General features: G+C 49.9%; 15 protein-coding genes. 5 read left to right on the top strand and 10 right to left on the bottom strand.

Annotated elements, in window-relative coordinates; translation table 11 throughout:
* Nucleotides 1-35 precede the first annotated feature (35 nt).
* Both clpP and clpX read left to right on the top strand, forming a co-directional pair.
* Nucleotides 36-665 carry an ATP-dependent Clp endopeptidase proteolytic subunit ClpP gene (clpP, locus tag ACTRXD_RS08645; protein WP_442431422.1) on the top strand — a complete coding sequence of 210 codons (630 nt, stop codon included), beginning with the start codon at nucleotides 36-38 and terminating at the stop codon, nucleotides 663-665.
* Between the two features lie 20 nt (nucleotides 666-685).
* Nucleotides 686-1,945 (top strand): ATP-dependent Clp protease ATP-binding subunit ClpX, encoded by a 1,260-nt coding sequence (gene clpX / locus ACTRXD_RS08640; protein WP_442431421.1) that lies wholly within the window; start codon nucleotides 686-688, stop codon nucleotides 1,943-1,945.
* A 347-nt stretch (nucleotides 1,946-2,292) separates the two neighbouring features.
* On the opposite strand, the gene ACTRXD_RS08635 is transcribed toward clpX, so the two are convergent.
* The 9 genes from ACTRXD_RS08635 to ACTRXD_RS08595 all read right to left on the bottom strand — a co-directional run bounded on the left by ACTRXD_RS08635 (nucleotide 2,293) and on the right by ACTRXD_RS08595 (nucleotide 14,256).
* Nucleotides 2,293-4,911 (bottom strand): DNA topoisomerase III, encoded by a 2,619-nt coding sequence (locus tag ACTRXD_RS08635; protein WP_442431420.1) that lies wholly within the window; start codon nucleotides 4,909-4,911, stop codon nucleotides 2,293-2,295.
* A gap of 374 nt (nucleotides 4,912-5,285) precedes the next feature.
* Nucleotides 5,286-5,465, bottom strand: a complete 180-nt coding sequence (locus tag ACTRXD_RS08630) for a hypothetical protein (RefSeq protein WP_442431419.1) — start codon at nucleotides 5,463-5,465, stop codon at nucleotides 5,286-5,288.
* Between the two features lie 68 nt (nucleotides 5,466-5,533).
* Entirely contained in the window at nucleotides 5,534-6,670 is a 1,137-nt protein-coding gene (gene dprA, locus ACTRXD_RS08625; protein ID WP_442431418.1) for a DNA-processing protein DprA, read from the bottom strand.
* A gap of 242 nt (nucleotides 6,671-6,912) precedes the next feature.
* Nucleotides 6,913-8,466, bottom strand: a complete 1,554-nt coding sequence (locus ACTRXD_RS08620; RefSeq protein WP_442431417.1) for an Rne/Rng family ribonuclease — start codon at nucleotides 8,464-8,466, stop codon at nucleotides 6,913-6,915.
* A 321-nt stretch (nucleotides 8,467-8,787) separates the two neighbouring features.
* Nucleotides 8,788-9,912, bottom strand: coding sequence for a rod shape-determining protein RodA (gene rodA, locus ACTRXD_RS08615; RefSeq protein ID WP_442431416.1), 1,125 nt, complete (start codon nucleotides 9,910-9,912; stop codon nucleotides 8,788-8,790).
* A 40-nt stretch (nucleotides 9,913-9,952) separates the two neighbouring features.
* Nucleotides 9,953-11,785: a penicillin-binding protein 2 gene (gene mrdA / locus ACTRXD_RS08610; protein ID WP_442431415.1), complete on the bottom strand. Its 1,833-nt coding sequence runs from the start codon at nucleotides 11,783-11,785 to the stop codon at nucleotides 9,953-9,955.
* 10 nt (nucleotides 11,786-11,795) lie between these two features.
* Entirely contained in the window at nucleotides 11,796-12,305 is a 510-nt protein-coding gene (mreD, locus tag ACTRXD_RS08605; RefSeq protein ID WP_442431414.1) for a rod shape-determining protein MreD, read from the bottom strand.
* Between the two features lie 9 nt (nucleotides 12,306-12,314).
* Entirely contained in the window at nucleotides 12,315-13,070 is a 756-nt protein-coding gene (gene mreC, locus ACTRXD_RS08600) for a rod shape-determining protein MreC (protein ID WP_442431413.1), read from the bottom strand.
* Nucleotides 13,071-13,212: 142 nt separating this feature from the next.
* The gene (locus tag ACTRXD_RS08595) at nucleotides 13,213-14,256 is read right to left on the bottom strand and encodes a rod shape-determining protein (RefSeq protein ID WP_376753394.1); all 1,044 of its coding nucleotides are present in this window, start codon (nucleotides 14,254-14,256) and stop codon (nucleotides 13,213-13,215) included.
* Between the two features lie 412 nt (nucleotides 14,257-14,668).
* Here ACTRXD_RS08595 and leuC point away from each other — a divergent pair, with 412 nt between their 5' ends.
* From leuC to ACTRXD_RS08580, 3 genes are all read left to right on the top strand, one after another.
* Nucleotides 14,669-16,075: a 3-isopropylmalate dehydratase large subunit gene (gene leuC, locus ACTRXD_RS08590; protein WP_442431412.1), complete on the top strand. Its 1,407-nt coding sequence runs from the start codon at nucleotides 14,669-14,671 to the stop codon at nucleotides 16,073-16,075.
* A gap of 69 nt (nucleotides 16,076-16,144) precedes the next feature.
* Nucleotides 16,145-16,780, top strand: a complete 636-nt coding sequence (gene leuD / locus ACTRXD_RS08585; protein WP_442431411.1) for a 3-isopropylmalate dehydratase small subunit — start codon at nucleotides 16,145-16,147, stop codon at nucleotides 16,778-16,780.
* A gap of 246 nt (nucleotides 16,781-17,026) precedes the next feature.
* Nucleotides 17,027-19,021, top strand: coding sequence for a cation:proton antiporter domain-containing protein (locus ACTRXD_RS08580; RefSeq protein ID WP_442431410.1), 1,995 nt, complete (start codon nucleotides 17,027-17,029; stop codon nucleotides 19,019-19,021).
* Between the two features lie 53 nt (nucleotides 19,022-19,074).
* Here the strand turns inward: ACTRXD_RS08580 and ACTRXD_RS08575 are convergent.
* Nucleotides 19,075-19,301, bottom strand: a 227-nt coding sequence (locus ACTRXD_RS08575) for a hypothetical protein (protein WP_442431409.1), incomplete at its 5' end; no start/stop codon positions are given.

Raw genomic sequence — 19,301 nt, 5'->3', positions numbered from 1 at the left:
TGATACCTATTTACAACACGAGGAGGTCTCAGGGAATGCTCATTCCGATGGTTATTGAACAAACGAATCGAGGTGAACGGTCATATGATATTTACTCACGTCTTTTGAAAGACCGGATCATCTTTATCGGAGCCCCGATTGATGATGTGTTCGCAAATGTGGTCATTGCACAGCTGTTGTTCTTGGAATCCGAAGACCCGGAAAAGGACATTCATCTGTATGTCAATTCGCCTGGCGGAAGTGTGACGGCCGGAATGGGGATCTATGATACGATGCAATATGTGCGGTCGCCCATCAACACCATCTGCTTAGGTCAGGCGGCAAGCATGGGAGCCTTGTTATTAACCGCAGGGACTAAAGGGAAGCGTTTTGCTCTTCCCAATGCACGCGTGATGATTCATCAACCTATGGGAGGATTTCAGGGCCAAGCGACGGAGATTGATATTCATGCCCGCGAGATTTTAAAAATCCGCGAAAAATTGAATGAAATTATGGCCTATCATACAGGGCAGCCTCTGGATAGAATCTCTCAAGATACCGAACGGGATTATTTTTTGTCGGGGGAAGAAGCCAAAGAGTATGGGTTAATTGATGAGGTCATCATCCGAAGTCAGGAAAAGGGACACAAAGACGACACCAAGTCAGGTTCAAAAAGTAAGGATTAAGGGCAAAGGAGGCATTTCTAATGGCGAGACAAGCGAAGTCCGAAGCCAATCTTCGTTGCTCCTTCTGTGGCAAGAACCGTGATCAGGTTCGAAAACTTATTGCGGGTCCGACCGTCTATATTTGTGATGAATGTGTCGGCTTGTGTAATGAAATTATCTCCGAGGATTGGCAGGAGTCTCGCCAGGAGATTTCGGCGAAACTGTGCAAGCCGGTGGATATCCACCAACATCTTGATCAATATATTATCGGACAGGATCAGGCAAAAAAGGTTCTCTCGGTTGCCGTCTATAATCATTATAAGCGTATATCAGCAAATGAAATCGGGGATGTTGAACTTCAAAAGGGCAATATTCTAATTGTCGGACCGACCGGAACAGGAAAAACCTTATTTGCTCAGACATTAGCCCATTACCTGGATGTCCCATTTACGATTGCAGATGCGACGACCCTGACGGAAGCCGGGTATGTCGGTGAAGACGTTGAAAATATTATCTTAAAACTTCTGCAGGCTGCGGACTATGAAGTTGAGCGTGCAGAACGGGGAATCGTGTATATTGATGAAATTGACAAAATTACCCGCAAGGCCGATAGCCCTTCAATTACGAGGGATGTTTCAGGTGAGGGTGTCCAGCAGGCCTTGTTAAAACTCATTGAAGGGACCGTGGCCAATGTGCCCCCTCAAGGGGGAAGAAAGCATCCACATCAGGAGTTTATTCAAGTCAATACAACTAATATTTTATTTATTTGTGGTGGAGCGTTCGTGGGATTGGATTCCATCATTGAGCGGAGGTTGAACCAAAAGCGGATGGGCTTTGGCGCCGATGTGCAGATACGTGGTCAACACCAAATTGGTGACTTATTCTCCAAAGTGGAACCGGAAGATTTACTGCAATATGGATTAATTCCTGAAATAATCGGTCGTTTGCCGATTGTCGCGGCTCTTGATCAATTGGATGAACCGGCATTGGTCCGCATTTTAACGGAACCCAAAAATGCCTTGATCAAGCAATATCAGAAGTTATTGTCTTTGGATAAAGTGAAATTAAAGTTTGCCGATGGAGCGTTATTGGCAATTGCCAAAAAAGCCCATTTGCAAAAAACAGGAGCACGTGGACTTCGGGCGGTCTTAGAGTCGGTGATGTTGGGCTTGATGTATGAACTGCCGTCCCAGGCGGAGGTGAAAGAGGTGTTGGTGACCGAAGAGTTTATTCACGGCCAAGGTGAGCCTATCAAAGTCTTTGAGCATCAGAAAGGCATCAAGCCCGCCGTCGGATCTTGAGCTACTTCCTGGTTCTTCTCCGTTGGTGCCGCTATCTTCTCATATCCGCATTCTGCATTGTGACAGAGAATTCTGCTTCACGTATGTTTCCTGATTTTTTTGATCAAGAATGGAGCCTGGCATTGTGGGCGGGGACGATTGATGGGTCGATCCCAGATCGCAACGTTACACGTAGGATATTGCTGCAGGAATAAAATGTCTTGCCTTTTTTGGTCCGCTTTTGAACCAGCCCCCCCCGCAATCATTGACAGCGGGTTGGTTTCCTAACTTTAGGCGTTTTGTGGTTTTACATTCAGGGTATTGAGAGCAGGCGGGGAAATTGCAAAATCGGCCGCGTTCCACGATCATTAACGGGATTTGAGTTTTTTGGCTGTACGAGCTGGTTTATTAGTAGCCGATTTTTTTGCCGACGGTTTCCTGGTCTCGGCCTTCTTCGCGGGCAACTTTTTGCCGCTCGCGGCCTGGTCGTCGCCGGTCTTGAGTTTACGGGCTTCAAATTCGAAGCCGACTTTCCCGTCGTCCCCGCATTTCAGGTAAGCCTTGAACTTGCGACGGGTTCGTGATGAAACAAAGCCGGTCAGCAATTCGGTTCTGCCTTCGCTCAGCAATTTTCTGATCTGAGCGGGTTCGATTTCCTGTTGCAGTATGACTTTGCCCGTTCGAAAGTCGCAAGTCTTGTTCGGGCCGACCGCCTTTTCACAAGTATAATTCATTCCATGTTCATAAACTGAGGACTGACACTTCGGGCAACTCCCCAGTGATTCTTGGCCGTGAAAATCAACCGGTTCACTGTTTTCATCGTCATCATTTTGGCCGAAGTCAAATTCAAGCTTGTGTTCATCGTTCAGTTTAAGGATTGCCGCAAACGGCCGGCCAAGCCGACTGCGAAATCCCTGCAACGGACCAATCGTGCGTTCGGCAATCAGAATTTCTGCTTCGGAAACTTCCAATTGACGGCTGCCAGGAATTTTCGTAATTGAAAAATCGCATTCTGTGCAGGAGAACCGTTTGTAGTTTTCTTTGACCAGGCCGCCGCATTTGGGGCAGGGTGACTGCAATGTTGAGTAATCGCCTGGAACGGTCGTTGCGCCGTAGTTTTTGGCCCTCGCAACAATTTGTTCAACTATCTTGCTGATTTGTTCCATGAACGCTTTGCGGTCCAACTGACTTCGTTCTATCTGCGAAAGTTTGCTTTCCCATTCGCCGGTCAGTTCCGGCATTGTGAGTTCGGTCACTCCCAGGCCGCGCAATAAGGTCAACAGTTGAAAGGCCTTGGTGGTGGGTATCAGTGACTTGTCTTTGCGCAATAGATAGTTCTCGCTAATTAAGCCTTCGATGATCGCTGCGCGGGTTGCCGGTGTGCCCAGACCTTTTCCAGACATGGCTTCGCGCAAGTCATCATCATCAATCAGCTTGCCGGCGCCTTCCATCGCAGAAAGCAGTGTGGCTTCGGTATATCTGGCCGGTGGTCTGGTCGCCATGTCGCGGATTTCAATATCGCTAACCGTGGCTTTTTCATTCTCCCTAACCGCTACAAGCGTGCCCTCACCAGCGATGGCTTCACGGCCGTAAATGGCCAACCAACCAGGCTTGACCATTACCTTGCCTTCGGTCTTGAAGTGGTGCCTGTCAATCTGGGAAATACGGGTGGTGTTACGAAACTCCGCAGGTGGGAAAAAGGCTGCCATGAATCGACGCACGACCAGGTCGTATATTTTGGCTTCGGCTTCGCTGAGGTTCTTGGGTGCCTGCAATGTGGGAATAATGGCGAAGTGATCAGAAATTTTCGCGTCATTGAAAATACGTTTGTTCGGTTGGACCCAGTCATTGGTCAGAATTTTTGCCGCATGCGGCCCTATCGGATTGCCGCCGCTGCCGCCGGTCAGGGCTGACAAACGCTCACTTGCCTCATCACGCAGAATGCCCAGGGTATCTTGCACGGTAGAGAGATAGTCTTCCGGCAGAGCGCGCGAATCGGTTCTTGGATACGTCAACACCTTGTGGCGTTCATAGAGTGCCTGCGCCAGCGATAATGTTGTCTTGGCCGAAAAGCCAAACCGGGCGTTGCCTTCACGTTGTAGACTCGTCAGGTCAAACAGCATCGGTGCGCTTTGCGTCGTCGGTTTGGTTTCTTCAGTGACCACCGCCTGCTGCCTCTGGCAGGCCTGCCTGATTGCTTCAGCCTGATTGCGTTCCCAAAGTCTTTCTGCGCGCCGTTCCGCATCTTCGTCATTCTTTCTGAAGTCCGTATCAAACCAGCGACCGGAATACTGTCCGGCCTCGACATCAAACTGGGCATGCACTTCAAAGTAGGGCCGCGAGACGAATAGCTTGATCTGTTCCTCGCGCTCCACGACGATGGTCAGGGTGGGTGTTTGAACTCGGCCAACGGTGGTGAGGTAAAAACCCCCGTCTTGGGAGTTGAACGCCGTCATAGCCCGGGTGCCGTTAATGCCAACCAGCCAGTCTGCTTCTGCTCGGCAGCGGGCGGCATCAGCGAGCGGCTTCATTTGTTCATCATCGCGCAGCTCCTCAAATGCTTCGCGAATGGCCTTGGGCGTCATGGACTGTAGCCAAAGCCGGCTTGTCGGTTGCCTGGCCTTAGTGTGCTGGACAATCAGTCTGAAGATCAGCTCGCCTTCGCGCCCGGCGTCACAGGCGTTGATAATTCGGTCGATATCTTTGCGGCTGATCAGCTTGGCGAGCAACTTGAGCCGGTCCTCGGTGCGGGCGATTGGGTTCAGGTCAAAGTGATCGGGAATGACCGGCAGGTTGGCAAAAGACCACTTGCCACGTTTGACTTCTACGTCGTCAGGCGCCTTGATTTCAAGTAGGTGCCCAACGGCTGAAGTTACAACATAGTCGTCACCTTCAAAATAATCCTTCTCGCGTTTCAGTCCGCCAAGCGAATGCGCGATGTCGGCTGCAACAGAGGGCTTCTCGGCAATTATCAGCGATTTACTCATTAGCAACCACTACCAGGGAAGGCTCCTTTGGTATCTTTGATGTAAGGGAAACCGATACTCACGTGTGTAAGATCCACTACAAACTCAGGGCGAAAATGTCGCCGTCACAATCCACCTGCTGGGATGTGACTGGTTTTTTCGCGTGCTCATCATAATGATGGCGTAGGGTAGAGGCAAGTTTGGCTGGGCGTTCAACTCATTTTTCCCAGCGGCCGCAGCCGTTCAAACCAGCCGCTAAGGCTAGCCTGCCGACGGTTTTGTCACATATTTTTTTTGAAGGCAATAAGAGGATTTAGCTCCGTATCTGACAGATGAAAATGGCTATCTTTACTGGTTTTTTCAACTCGGGCCAACATGACAACCCGTGGCGAATCTTATAAGTCTTTTTTTTGCGACAGAACTCCCAAGTGGTGTTCGAGGTCAATGCCCAGTTTGCTCCACGGGACGCCTTTAAGATGACCCACAGATGCCAGGGCTTGGTCATTGCGTCCAAAATATTTAGACAGGGTTTCGGCTTTGTTAGGCGATTCGACGATGACGAATGATTTAGGCATAGACCGTGATGGCAATCATGAATTGTTTACGAGTAAAATTTTCCAGAGGGAAAAGACATGCTGATGTACTATCCGATGCACATCCGGAGATACTGTAGGCCCGGTATCTGCTTTATAAGCCCTTTGATCTCCAAAGACAAGAGAATGCTCATGACTTCAGATGGGGCATAGGAGCATTGATTGATTAAATCGTCCAGGGAAACAGGTTCTAGTGTTATGCAATCGAATAGCTGTTGTTCCTCTGTTCCTAGTGCAGGCGCGGACGGTTGAGGCTGAAACGCGCCTTGTTGTTTCTCGAGTTGCTCCCGGAAGGAGGGTTCTAACATAGGAAGAATTTCTTCCACAACATCAAAAGAACTTTCGACCAATTTCGCTCCCTCTTTAATAAGGCGGTGAGGGCCACGAGTCAACGTATTGGTCACATTTCCCGGTACGGCAAAGACTTCACGGTTTTGCTCGAGGGCCATCCGAGCGGTAATGAGGGACCCACTGCGCGAGGTGGCCTCCGCGACAATCACCCCAAGTGAGAGTCCACTAATGATTCGATTACGTTGAGGAAAATGGTAAGAATGTGGAGGGGCTCCCATGGGAAATTCAGAGAGTACGGCTCCCTGTTGTTCAATGCGTTGTCGTAGTGGACCGTGCTCAGGCGGATAGGTGCGGTCAATGCCGCATCCAAGAACCGCCAGGGTTCTCCCAGATGTAGCCAGCGCGCCTTCGTGGGCCGCAGCATCAATGCCTCTGGCCAGCCCACTCACAATCGTAAAGCCCAGTGCAGCTAAATCGCCGCTCAGTTGTCGCGTGAATGTCCGCCCGATGTGCGAGCCTTTTCTTGAACCGACGAGGGCAAGGGCCTGCTGGTCTCGGTCTTGGAGCTGGCCTGTATACCAGAGTACCGGAGGAGGATCCGTAATGGTTTTTAATCGGGGCGGATAGTGAGCGTCTGCGAGTGTCAGGATAGCGTATCGCCGATCCTGCACGGCCTGCAATTCTTTGGCAATGTGATCTTGTGCCTCAGCAGATATGGGTTGATGAATGGCCATGGCCAATGATGGCGAAATTTCACCCATTGATACGAGTGTATGGGTGTCCAAGGAACGAATGGCTTCTGGTGAGCCGAACCTGTTGATGAGTCTGGTGTAAGTAACAGGGCCAAGTCCTTTGACTGCCAGAAGTTCCAACCAGCCTTGCAGAGGTGAAGTCATCCAGATCCTTTGTGAGGATGGCGAATACGAGTCCGTATATTATCGTGAAATGGTCTGCCTGTATGGCTCTCCACCCAGAAACTGCTCCAGGTTGGACTCCGCAGGATGAAGACACCCGGATTTTTCCAGAATTGGAGGAGAGATCTGGGTCCCCATTCCTTTCTGTTCCCTGAGGCAATTGTTACGGATAATGAGAAAGAATCGTGGAGGGCATTGTTCATGATTTAATCGTTCTCTCGTGGTTAGGATGCGTTCCGGGATTCGGCGCGTGAGGTCAATTTTCCCACCACGACGATGTCATATTGCTCCAGGTGGAGTAATGGATCCGCCTCAAATAATATTGGTTGTTGAAATTCCTGTTCGAGTTGTTCAATGCTACTGTGTTCGGTTTCGAAAATAAGCTCAATGACTTTTGGGTTGGCCCCGACCACAATTTGTTGTGGTTGTCCACGAGTCATTCCGATGCGCCGGATATCCCGAAAGATTTCATACGCCACCGTCATGGTGGATTTGGTGTAGCCTCTCCCCTCACAGTCACCACAAATTTCCGACAACGTCCGTAACAGATCTTCGCGGACACGTTCACGGGAAATCTCGATGAGCCCAAGATCGGATATGCGGGAAATACGTGTTTGAGCCTTATCGCCCGCTAGGGCGTCCAGGGTGGCCTGATACACTTTTTCACGGTTCCGTTCCCGTTCCATGTCAATGAAATCAATGATGATAATGCCCCCAATGCCTCGTAATTTAATCTGATAGCCAATTTCCTTTGCGGCTTCCAGATTGTTTTTTAAAATGGTTTCTTCCTGGTCGCGTTTTCCCACAAATCGGCCCGTATTGACGTCCACCACCGTCATGGCCTCTGTGTGATCAATGACAATGTGTCCTCCTGACTTAAGCCAGACTTTCCGACTCAGGGCTCTGGTAATTTCCAATTCGATCCCCAAGTGATCGAATAACCCTTCCTGCTTCTTGTCATAGAAATGAACGCGTGCCGCTTGTTCCGGAAGATAGCGACGGACAAAATCTTTCACTTCCTCAAAATCCGCTTTGGCGTCAATTAATAGTCGATCGACTTTTTTGGTGAATAGGTCTCGTACCACACGGAGCGGGAGGGACAGATCCGTATGCAAAAGGGATGGAGCCGGTTGGCTGTTGGCCGCTTTGAGCGTGTCTTCCCATAATGCGCTCAGGAATCTGACGTCTGTTTGCAGATCCTCTTCCGGTACATCTTCGCACACGGTCCTGACAATGTATCCATATTCGGGTTTCCGGATACGCCGCATGAGATCTTTCAGCCGATGACGTTCTTCGTCGTTCGTAATTCTTCGCGACACGCCAATATGGTCAACATTGGGCATGAGCACTAAAAATCGCCCGGGAAGGGAGACGTACGTGGTAATACGAGGTCCCTTGGTGCCAATGGGGCCTTTGGAAATTTGGACAAGAAGTTCCTGTCCTTCTGTCAACAGGTTTTCGATGGGACGTGCTGTTTGGCGTCGAGGGCGCGGCACCTCCTGACTGCGTTCATCCTCTTCACTGTCCACAAGAGTGTCCCCCGGTTCGGTTCCGACCGATAGATCAGATACATGGATGAACGCGGCCCGATCCAGCCCGATATCGACAAAGGCCGCTTGCATACCTGGCAGAACTTTAATGACCTTGCCCTTGTAAATGTCACCCACAAAATCTTTTTTTCTTGGACGGTCGACATACAATTCTGTTACGACACGATTGTCGAGCACGGCTACCCGTGTTTCCTCACGAGTGACACTAATCGCAATTTCTACTCCCATAGTGATCTCCTTACATTCTCAGAAAGGGACCAAAAGCTATTCTTCGTCAACATGCTTGTTGAAGAGATGTCGCTGAGCCAATTGGTTGGATCTGCCTGTCAAAATCTGAAATAGCTTTGTGCCCATTCTGTCAATAATTGTAAATGAATATTGTTATGGAACCATTTGAGGATGGTTCTGTGTGCCTACTTCCTTGTTCCCGCACGTATGTGAAAAAATCCACGGCTCTGGGACTTTTCTGATTCAAATTATCCGGTGTTTTCCTCTTTGTGCGAATACCTGGCCCACGCTATCAAAATCAAGCCATAGGGTTCATGATACCTAAAGGAGTGACAGACGTCTCCGTTTCACGTTGAGCAAGAGTCCCAGAGCGGTGAGATTCACAACCATGGCGCTGCCTCCATAGCTCATGAGAGGAAGAGGAATGCCCACAACGGGGGCCAGCCCGGATGTCATGGCAATATTGACGACAACTCCAAAGGCTATCATGGTTACTACTCCGACAGCCAAGAGAGTCCCGACAATGTCTTTGGCTTTCAACGCGATTTCTAATCCCATCAAAAATAAGAGAATATAGAGGGAAAGTAAGACTATTGACCCAATAAAGCCCCATTCCTCTGCGAATACCGCAAACACAAAATCGGTGTGGCCCTCAGGAAGAAATTTAAATTGGGTTTGCGTTCCCCCATATAATCCCTTTCCCAGTAATTGGCCTGAACCGATGGCGATGCGCGATTGAAGCCCGTGATAACCTTTGCCCCCCGGATCAGAATTGGGATCAACAAAGCTGAGAATCCGATCCTGTTGGTACTCGTGAAGGGAGCCCCAGACCCCGCCCCAGGCAAAGGGGAACAACATTAGAGCTGCCAAAAGCACAAACCCAAAGGCCTTGGATTTCATGCCTACCGTGAGAATCACCACAAGAAAAATAGCCAGAAACCCCAAGCTACTTCCCAGGTCAGGTTGTTTGAGGATGAGTAAAAATCCTGGAAGTACGATCAGTCCGGGTATGATCAATCGACGAACCCAGCCTTCACGGGTGGTTGCCCCATAGTAGGCAGCCAACATGAGTAGCAATGGAATCTTAATGAATTCTGAAGGCTGGACCGCAAAGGGGCCGAGAGGAATCCATCGTTGAGAGCCCCGACTGGTTTTTCCTGCGATTAACACGATGATAAGTAAGAGCAGCCCGATCCCATAGAGCAGATATGACAGACGGGCGAGCTTGTGATAATCAATACCGACCGCGACCAGAAAGGCTAAGGAGCCGACGACCATCCATGTGGCCTGCTTGAGATAAATAGGGAATCCGGTCGTCGACTGAGGGTTGGTTACGCTATAAATGGATAGGATGCCCACAGAGATAATTGCCATAATGACACCCAGGAAACACCAATCGAAGGTATCCAGTCCACGGCGATTCACATTGTCGTTCATTAATGACATAAGATGCGTTGCTCTCCATCCTTCAGAGAGGGATTCCTCTTCAAAGAGAAGGCTCTTGGGTGGTCTCAAAACCCATATAGGCTTCGATGAGTGTCTTGGCCAAGGGGGCGGACGCTGAGCCTCCATGCCCCATGTGTTCAACTAATACCGCCACGGCAATCTTCGGGTGTTCTACGGGAGCAAAGGCCACAAACCACGCATGGTCTCGAAATTCTTTTTGAGGCTCCTTGTTTTTGTCCTTGTCTCCATCCGGTTTCAGGGCGACAACTTGCGCCGTTCCAGTCTTGCCTGCAATGCTCACGAATTCTGATTGCGCCAGTTTGGCTGTACCCTTCGTGACGACTGCCGCCAATCCTTCCTTGATATGGGCAAACGTTTGGAGAGGAATGGGCAATTGTCGAATGGGTGGCTCTGGCTTTTCTTTGAGGGTGCCGGTTCGCCGAAGTCGAGAGGCTCTGAGCAAGCGGGGTTGGACCACTCGTCCATTGGTTGCGACGATGGCGGCAACTTTGGCCATCTGAATCGGAGTCACGGTTAAAAATCCTTGTCCAATGGAAATGGAAATGGTTTCGCCTGGATACCATGGTTCCCGTTTTACCCTTTTTTTCCATTCGGAGGACGGAACAAGGCCCGACCGTTCGGAAGGGAGCGCAATGCCGGTCTTTTCACCTAATCCGAATTGACGAGCATAGGTGGCGATGGGATCAATGCCCAATTGATTGCCGGCTTTGTAAAAGTAGACATCGCACGATTCCGCGATCGCTTTGGTTAAGTCGACCTGACCGTGGCCTCCCGCCTTCCAATCACGAAAGACCCGCCTTCCAAAGGGAAAGGTTCCATGGCAGGGGATCATTTCCTGTGCGCTGAGGGTTTGAGTCTCCAAGAGGGCCGCGGCCATAATGATTTTAAATACCGACCCTGGAGGATACTGGCCTTGAATGGCGCGATTGGTGAGAGGGTGGCGTGTATCTTTGAGAAATCGTTGCCAGTCCTTGGCACTTATCCCTCCCGAAACATCATTTGGATTAAACCCGGGTTTACTCGCAAGAGCCAGAACGTCTCCATTCCAGGGATCCAGGGCTACAATGGCCCCCGCTTCCTCTCCCAGAAGGTCTTCTGCGAGGCGCTGAAGTCGAATGTCCAGAGTCAGGTACAGGTCATCCCCGGCCAGGGGACGTCGAACAGAGAGAGACCGTTTTGGATACCCCAGCGCATCGACTTCAATCACTTCCTCTCCGGTTTCTCCAAGAAGATATTCATCAAATGTCCGCTCCACTCCATTTTGCCCGATGATACGTCCTCCCTGAAGATGGGAAAATTCCGGGTCCTTAAGCTGTGATTCGGAAATTTCACCCACGTAACCCAGGACGTGCGAGGCGTAGGTGTTAAGTGGATAGTGACGCTGATATTCAGGCTGAATCACTACACCGGGGAGTTCAAGCCGGTGCGATTCGATGAGTGCCGCCTCTTTCAGCGTAATGTCGGCTTTAATCTTGACTCGGCCTCTTCGGCTTTTTATTGAAAGTTTATTGGAAATCTCTTGTTGGTCAATATCTACGTAATGAGGTAACTGAGCTAAAAGGGCCTCACGGTCCTGTATGTCTTCCAAGGAAACATACAGTTGGAAGCTGGGGATATTATTGGCGAGGAGTTCTCCGTTCCGATCATACAGAAGTCCTCGAGCCGGTTCTAAGACAATGGATCGAGTGCGATTGTCGCGGGCAAGTTCTTGATAGTGCAATCCGTCTCGAACCTGTAATTGCCAAAGGCGTAATCCCAGCAACACCAATAGCATTAGAAAGCCGATCTTGACGAATATTAACCGATTTTGAATATCGGCAAGTTCATTAGCCTGGCGGGAAGTATCCAGCATTGTGCGGGTCTTATCGTGGTCCCCGTCCTAAGTGTACCATACTCAGCGATGGGCCAATGCACTTCATAGCCCAGAACATCCCTAAGGTCAGGAGGCTATTATAGAGTCCTTGCGGAAGAAGTCTGGAGGAGAGGGCGTGAAAAAGGATCGGGGCATCCACAACCGGATATGCCACAACGAGAGAGGCCAGTCCGCATCCTAAGGACAGGGCAAGGCTGACAAGCAGAATTGCGGGACTGGTGACGGTCGAAAACGTGTGAGTTGTGACACCGGCCAGGGCTCCCGCGAGTCCCTTTAAGATCATATTGAGCCCAATTCCGCCAGGACTGAATAAATCTTGGAAAAGTCCCACCGTCAGTCCGATCCTGAGTCCTTTGTATTCCCCTGAGTAAAATCCCATGACACAGGCTAGAATGAAACATAGGTCGGGGTAAATCCCTTTGGCGGATAGAATTGTGCTAAAGGTGGCTTGAGCCAGAACCACTCCAAAGCATAGAAGGATGTCAAGAAAAATAGTCACGAGATTCCATTAGGGAGTAGGAGAGACAATCGGATTTGGTAATGATGATGGGAGAGCAGGCTGAAACGAGGTAATCACGAGGACCGCTTCCAGTTTGGAAAAATCGACAATTGGATCAATTTCACCCAATTGAAATAAGTCGGTATCAGCTTTAGTGACCTGTTGAATCCGGCCAATTTGGAGTCCACGGGGAAAATCATCCGTTAATCCAGATGTGACCACTGGATCTCCTGGTTGGACAGGCGATAGAGGAGGCAGATATTTCATATGAATGGTTCCTTGAGGGGTTCCCTGTACCAGACCCTCATCCCGGCTTTTTTGAATCATCCCGGTAATGGCGACGTTGGGGTCGGAAAGCAGAAGCACGACGGCCGTTGTGGGGTTTACTCGTACGACACGTCCTACTACTCCGGCATCGGTGATGACTCCCATTTCCGGATGAATACCGTCTAGGTTGCCTTTATTGATGATCATCGCCCGATACCAATTGGACACGTTCCGGCCGATGATTCGAGCCGGAAGGGTCGTCATGGGTGTGGTTTGCTGATACGCCAGCAGTTGTTGGGATTGCATGGCAAAGATGGCATGTTCTCGAAGGAAATTCTGCTCACCTTGTAAGCGCTGAATTTCCTGCTTTAGCTGTTGGTTTTCTTCCCACACATTCTGTAAGGCGATGTAGTGGTCCCAAGCGTGACTGATAGAATCCTGTATCGAGGCGACAACATGAAGGGGGACTTCCAAAATTCGTGCGAAAGGCCCGCCCACATGACTCAACCATTCCTGAGATTGTCGCGGCAGAAATAGCAGGAGGGCGAGGAATAGAATGAAGATAACTCCTAGAACTCGCCGGATACTTGTGGATATGGGAAAATTTGGCTCTGATCGAGGCATGCAAATTGAGGGAAGCTCAGGGATTCAGCCTGGAATGCGAGGAAATTTTCCGAAGGAGGCTGAATTCCTCAAGAGTTTTCCCTACTCCCAAGACTACCGAGGTTAAGGGGTCATCGACCGTGACAATGGGTAAAGACGTTTCTTCACGTAGTCGATTATCCAGCCCTTGAAGCATCGATCCGCCTCCGGTCAGCACGATCCCCCGGTCAATAATATCCCCTGCCAATTCAGGCGGAGTGTTTTCCAAGGCCAGACGGATGGCTCGGATGATGGTGGTGAGACAATCTTGTAACGCTTCTCGTATTTCATTGTCGTCAACGAGGATCGTTCTGGGGATGCCGGACACCACATCTCGCCCTTTGACGGCCATTTGCTTTTTTTCAGGCAAAGGGTAGGCTGAGCCGATTTCCATCTTGATGCGTTCTGCCATATGTTCGCCGATTAACAAGCTGTATTCCCGCTTGAGATAGCTTGTGATCGCTCCATCTAGTTGATCGCCCGCGATACGGACCGATTCACTGTATACAATGCCTCCCAGGGAGATCACGGCGATGTCGGTAGTCCCTCCTCCGATATCGACGACCATGTTGCCGGAAGGCTCGGTAATCGGCAATCCTGCTCCAATGGCAGCGGCCACAGGCTCCTCAATGAGATAAACTTCACGGGCACCAGCGAGCTCAGCTGATTCCTTGACGGCACGTTGTTCGACTTGTGTGATCCTGGACGGGACACCAATAATGATGCGTGGCCTGAGGAGAGTTCCCCCGCGATGAACTTTTTGGATAAAGTGACGTAACATGTGTTCCGTCATGTCAAAATCAGCAATAACTCCCTCTCGCATGGGACGAATGGCGGTGAGATTGCCCGGGGTTCGACCGATCATTCGCTTCGCTTCTTCCCCAACCGCGAGAAGTTTTTTGGAGTTTGTCTCAACTGTCACGACGGAAGGTTCGTTCAGGACAATCCCTTTCCCCTTGATATAAATTAGGGTAGAAGAAGTTCCCAGATCGATGGCCATGTCTTGGGAAAAATGGCTAATGCAATAATTGAATATACCCATGTGAAGTGTTGAGACCTATTAATTTCAGAGGGTGGGCGACAATGGCGGAATCGGAATTAGGATTGTTAGAGTCTTTCTGCGCTCCAGGGGAAATAGATAACCTTTGCCACTTTATGGGTGCATCGACGTTTGGTCGTTGTTCGCGATTGGCCGGAAACCACTTAAATCTGGTTCTGGGCTGGATGAATCGTTGTCGGCACTCACTTATTTCCACCTAAGTAGTTAGCAGGTGGAGCCATAAGGTTGGATTGTCCCCTGTCGCAGGCAAAAGTATATCAGAAGTCTTAAAAGACCACAAAGAAAAGGCCGAGATGAATACAACTCTGGAAAAAACTCTTCCTGGCTCTTGCCAGAAGGGGATGAATGTAGATAATTAGAGTCCGAAAAAATTCCAAAAAGAAGGAAACATTCCATGGCAAGCAAAACATTGTTTGAAAAGATTTGGGATCAACATGTGGTTCGTGAAGAACCAGATGGAACTACCTTATTATATATTGACCGACATTTGGTGCATGAAGTGACCTCTCCTCAAGCCTTTGAAGGGCTTAGGTTGGCCGGAAGAAGGCCACGACGTCCAACCGCGGCGCTTGCTGTTCCCGATCACAATGTTCCAACCACCGACCGGTCGCAGGGCATTGCCGATCCCATGAGTGCATTGCAAATTTCAACCTTGGAATGTAACTGTGCAGAATTCGGAATAATCTATTATGGGATGGAAGATATTCGTCAAGGCATTGTTCATGTGATCGGACCTGAGCAAGGGTTGACGCTACCGGGGATGACCATTGTGTGTGGAGATTCTCATACCTCCACTCATGGGGCATTTGGCGCCTTGGCGTTTGGCATTGGGACATCCGAGGTCGAGCATGTGCTGGCGACCCAATGTTTGGTACAGAAACGACCAAAAACTATGGAAATTCGTGTGGAGGGTGCGCTTCCTGACTATTGTTCTTCCAAAGATGTGATTCTGGCGATTATCGGGCAAATTGGTATTGGTGGTGGAAACGGCTATGTCGTGGAATATACGGGTTCGGTGATCCGATCGTTTTCAATGGAGGGCCGGATGACCCTTTGCAACATGTCTATTGAAGCGGGAGCCCGCGCTGGTCTTGTCAGTCCAGACGAATCGACGGTCGCTTACGTGAAGAGCCGACCCCTCAGTCCGAAAGGAGCGCTGTTTCAACAGGCGAAGTCTGATTGGCTGAATTTGAAAACCGACCCTGGAGCCAGGTTTGATAAGGTTGTTGAGCTGCGAGGGGAAGATGTTTCTCCTCAAGTGACTTGGGGGACCAATCCGGGAATGGTGACGGATGTGAATGGCCATGTGCCCGATCCTGGATCCATTGCGGATGAAAAATTACGGATGGCCACAGAACGGGCCTTAGCGTATATGGGATTGCCAGCTGGCATCCCTATTTGTGACATCCGGATCGATCGAGTCTTCATCGGGTCCTGCACAAACTCACGAATTGAGGATTTGCGGGTGGCGGCTCGGTATGTCAAAGGAAAGCGCGTTGCTCAAAGCGTCAAGGCTATGGTGGTCCCAGGATCAGGGTTAGTCAAACACCAAGCGGAAGAGGAAGGGTTGGATCGGATTTTTCGCGAGGCGGGTTTTGAATGGCGCGAACCGGGGTGCAGTATGTGCCTCGCCATGAATGCGGACGTGCTCACACCGGGAGAACGATGTGCCTCAACCAGTAATCGAAACTTCGAGGGGCGTCAGGGTAAGGGCGGACGGACGCACTTAGTCTCCCCTGCCATGGCCGCTGCTGCTGCGGTTGAAGGACATTTTGTGGATATTCGTGATTGGAAGATGTGAGATGAATGAGGGAATTTTTTTGTCTTCAGGATGGCCATTACTTTCTCTAGCATAATACGGGAGATAGATATGCAAGCGTTTACGATATTGACCGGAACGGTCGCTCCGTTAAATCGGGGCAATGTTGATACGGATCAAATCATCCCGAAGCAATATTTGAAAACGATCCATCGCACCGGCCTCAAAGAGGGATTGTTTGCCGATTGGCGGCGACGGGCAGATGGGTCTCCGGATCCTGATTTTTTTGTCAACCAACCGCGCTATCAAGAGGCCACGATTCTGTTGACCCGTGAAAATTTCGGTTGTGGATCATCAAGGGAACATGCTCCATGGGCCTTATTGGACTATGGCATTCGTTGTATTCTGGCTTCGAGTTTTGCCGATATTTTCTATAATAATTGTTTCCAGAATGGGATTCTTCCCGTCGAGCTTCCAGGAGAAGACATCCAAACTTTGTTTGACCGGGTAGCCCATACTGACCAATATCACGTCACAGTCGACTTGGCTCAACAGGTGGTCACCCTTCCTGAAGGGGAGACGTATTCGTTCACTTTGGATCCATTTCGCAAGGATTGCTTGTTAAAGGGATTAGACGGAATTGGGCTCACGCTTCAACACGAATCTGCCATTGCCGCTTATGAAAAACGCCGGGCTCAGGAGTCTCCCTGGCTCTTTCAGGATTTTTCGCCTTCAGATCGCTTGTGAAAATCTCTTCATCTTCCTGACTAATCGGGATGGTCCTGGAAGGACACATCTCAATTCTGCTTCCGATCCTAACCGGACTAGCATTGACCCATGTCAGTTGAATGGGGCGCAGCGCATGGTAGACATTATTCTCAATCCGAGGGATGATGGGCTCTTGAGATCATCCCCGTCTCCCTTATCCTGTTCTTGTTTATTGCTGGAAATTCCCTGAATGGTTGTCATTGCCCAGAGCCGTACCTCTGAAAGATGAGTGAAGTCCACATCCTACGGGATGTCCTCATTATTTTTTCTATTTCTGTTCTGGTTGTTTTTGTTTTTCAAAAACTCCGGCTACCGGCGGTTGCGGGATTTTTAGTTTCTGGCACCTTAGTGGGGCCTTACGGCCTCAACCTCATTTCCGATCTACACCAAGTCGAAACTCTCGCCGAAATCGGTGTCGTGTTGTTGTTGTTTACCATAGGCTTGGAAACTTCTCTTTCGCGCATACGGGCATCCAGAAGGCTCTTATGGGTTGGTGGTCCTCTGCAAATTTTAAGCATGCTGAGTGCTGTAGCACTTGGGGGTTGGTTTCTGGGTCGATCATGGGAAGAGTCGGTTTTCTGGGGACTGTTGTTGTCATTGAGCAGCACCGCCATTGTCCTCAAGATTCTAGGGGATCGAGGCGAAATTGATGCGCTGCATGGGCAGGCGACCATGGCGATTCTTATTTTCCAGGATTTAGCCGTCGTGGCTATGATTTTGCTGACGCCGGTATTGGGACCCAGTTCCCATGGTGACCCACGTGTAATTGCCGAAACACTCATGAAATCCGTCATGGTTGTGGGGCTGATCGTGTTGGCTGCTCGGGTTCTTGTTCCTCATGTTCTTCATCTTATAGTGGGGACTCGAAGTCGAGAATTATTTCTCCTGTCGATTATTGTATTGGGGCTGGGAACAGCTTGGTTGACCTCCCTCGCGGGATTGTCATTGGCTCTTGGCGCATTTATCGCGGGGCTAGTGATTTCTGAATCGGAATATAGTCATCAGGCACTGGCCGAAGTCATTCCTTTTCGGGATAGTTTTAATAGCTTATTTTTTGTCTCAGTGGGGATGTTAATGAATCCCTCGGTCATCGCGGAATTTCCCATTCTGGTGATGGGATTGTTGGTGCTTGTCGTACTAGGCAAGTTCCTTACAGGAACCGGAGCGGTATTCCTTGCTGGAGCTCCCGTTTCTTCTGCATTGTTAACGGGGGTGGCATTAGCGCAGGTGGGAGAATTTGCCTTTATCCTCGCCCGGGTGGGTCAGGGAGAAGGATTATTGGACACGCATGCCTATAATATATTTCTTGCAGTATCGGTGTTGTCCATGACAATTACGCCATTTTTGATTCAATGGGCTCCCCGTCTGGCAAGACGAACCGAGGCCCTTGACCGTCTGAAGCATTGGTTCCCTCGACGTCAGATCAATACGCTGCAAAGTACCAAGATTAAGGTCAAAGACCATGTCATAATCGTGGGTTATGGCTTAAATGGCCGGAATCTTGCCAGGGTTTTAAGTGATATGGAGATTCCATTTGTAGTGCTGGACGTCAATTCTGATGTCATGCAGGCTGATCAAAAAGGACGGGGCACCATGCTCTATGGGGATGGGACAAATCCCAGAGTGTTGACTCAAGCCGGAATCTTATTGGCGCGAGTCCTCGTTGTGGCGACCTCTGACCCTTTTGGCGCGCGCCGGATTGTCCAGCAAGCACGACAACTGAATCCCACTCTTCATATTGTCGTACGAACACGATATTTAAAGGAATTGCAGGACCTCCAAGAATTAGGAGCCAATGATGTCGTTCCGGAAGAATTCGAAACATCAATAGAGATTTTTGCCTTAGTTCTTCGTACCTATCAGACGCCGAAGGACAGGATTCAAGATAAAGTTGAACAAATTCGTCGGGAGGGGTATCTCCTCCTCCGGAGAGGGGAACTCCCTGAGTTAGCTCACCATCTGCGTGCTGGAACATTGGCTGATGTGCAAGTCGATACCTGCCGGGTGGAAAACGATTCTCCCGTGCTGGGAAAACCATTGGCACAGTTGCATATCCATGGACGGACGGGCGCTTCGGTGATTGCGATTACACGGGGTGGCGTGACGCGATCCAATCCTTCTCGCGAAACGATTCTGGAGCCAGGTGATGTCCTCGTCCTTCTTGGAGCTCGTGAGCAAATCCGTAAGGCCATTGCCCTGCTCGTGGATGTCAAAATGTGAAATGCTTGGTCTCCCCCAGGCCTATTCCACCCAAAGACCATGGCTTTTTTTCTTCAGTTATAGAACGTGGTGGGCGTGAACGTCTTAAGTTCTTGAAATCTCAGGCTTGCCTGCCATGAGGGCTCCATGCTGGAGATAACATGAATCCCAGGTGGGTCCTGTGAAGGAGATGCGATGCCGTCTGAGCTTTCGCTGAAGGAATGCTTCGCCAACGGGTCCTTTCGTGTTTTAAACAAAAGGGTCTCGTCAAGCAAGGTTCGAGCCTTCACGCCTTGCGCAC

Origin of the sequence: Nitrospira sp. T9, assembly GCF_052156535.1 — a bacterium.
GTDB lineage: Bacteria > Nitrospirota > Nitrospiria > Nitrospirales > UBA8639 > Nitrospira_E.
The sequence above is the reverse complement of the archived record's forward strand: the minus strand, read 5'-3'. Positions and strand labels throughout refer to the sequence as shown.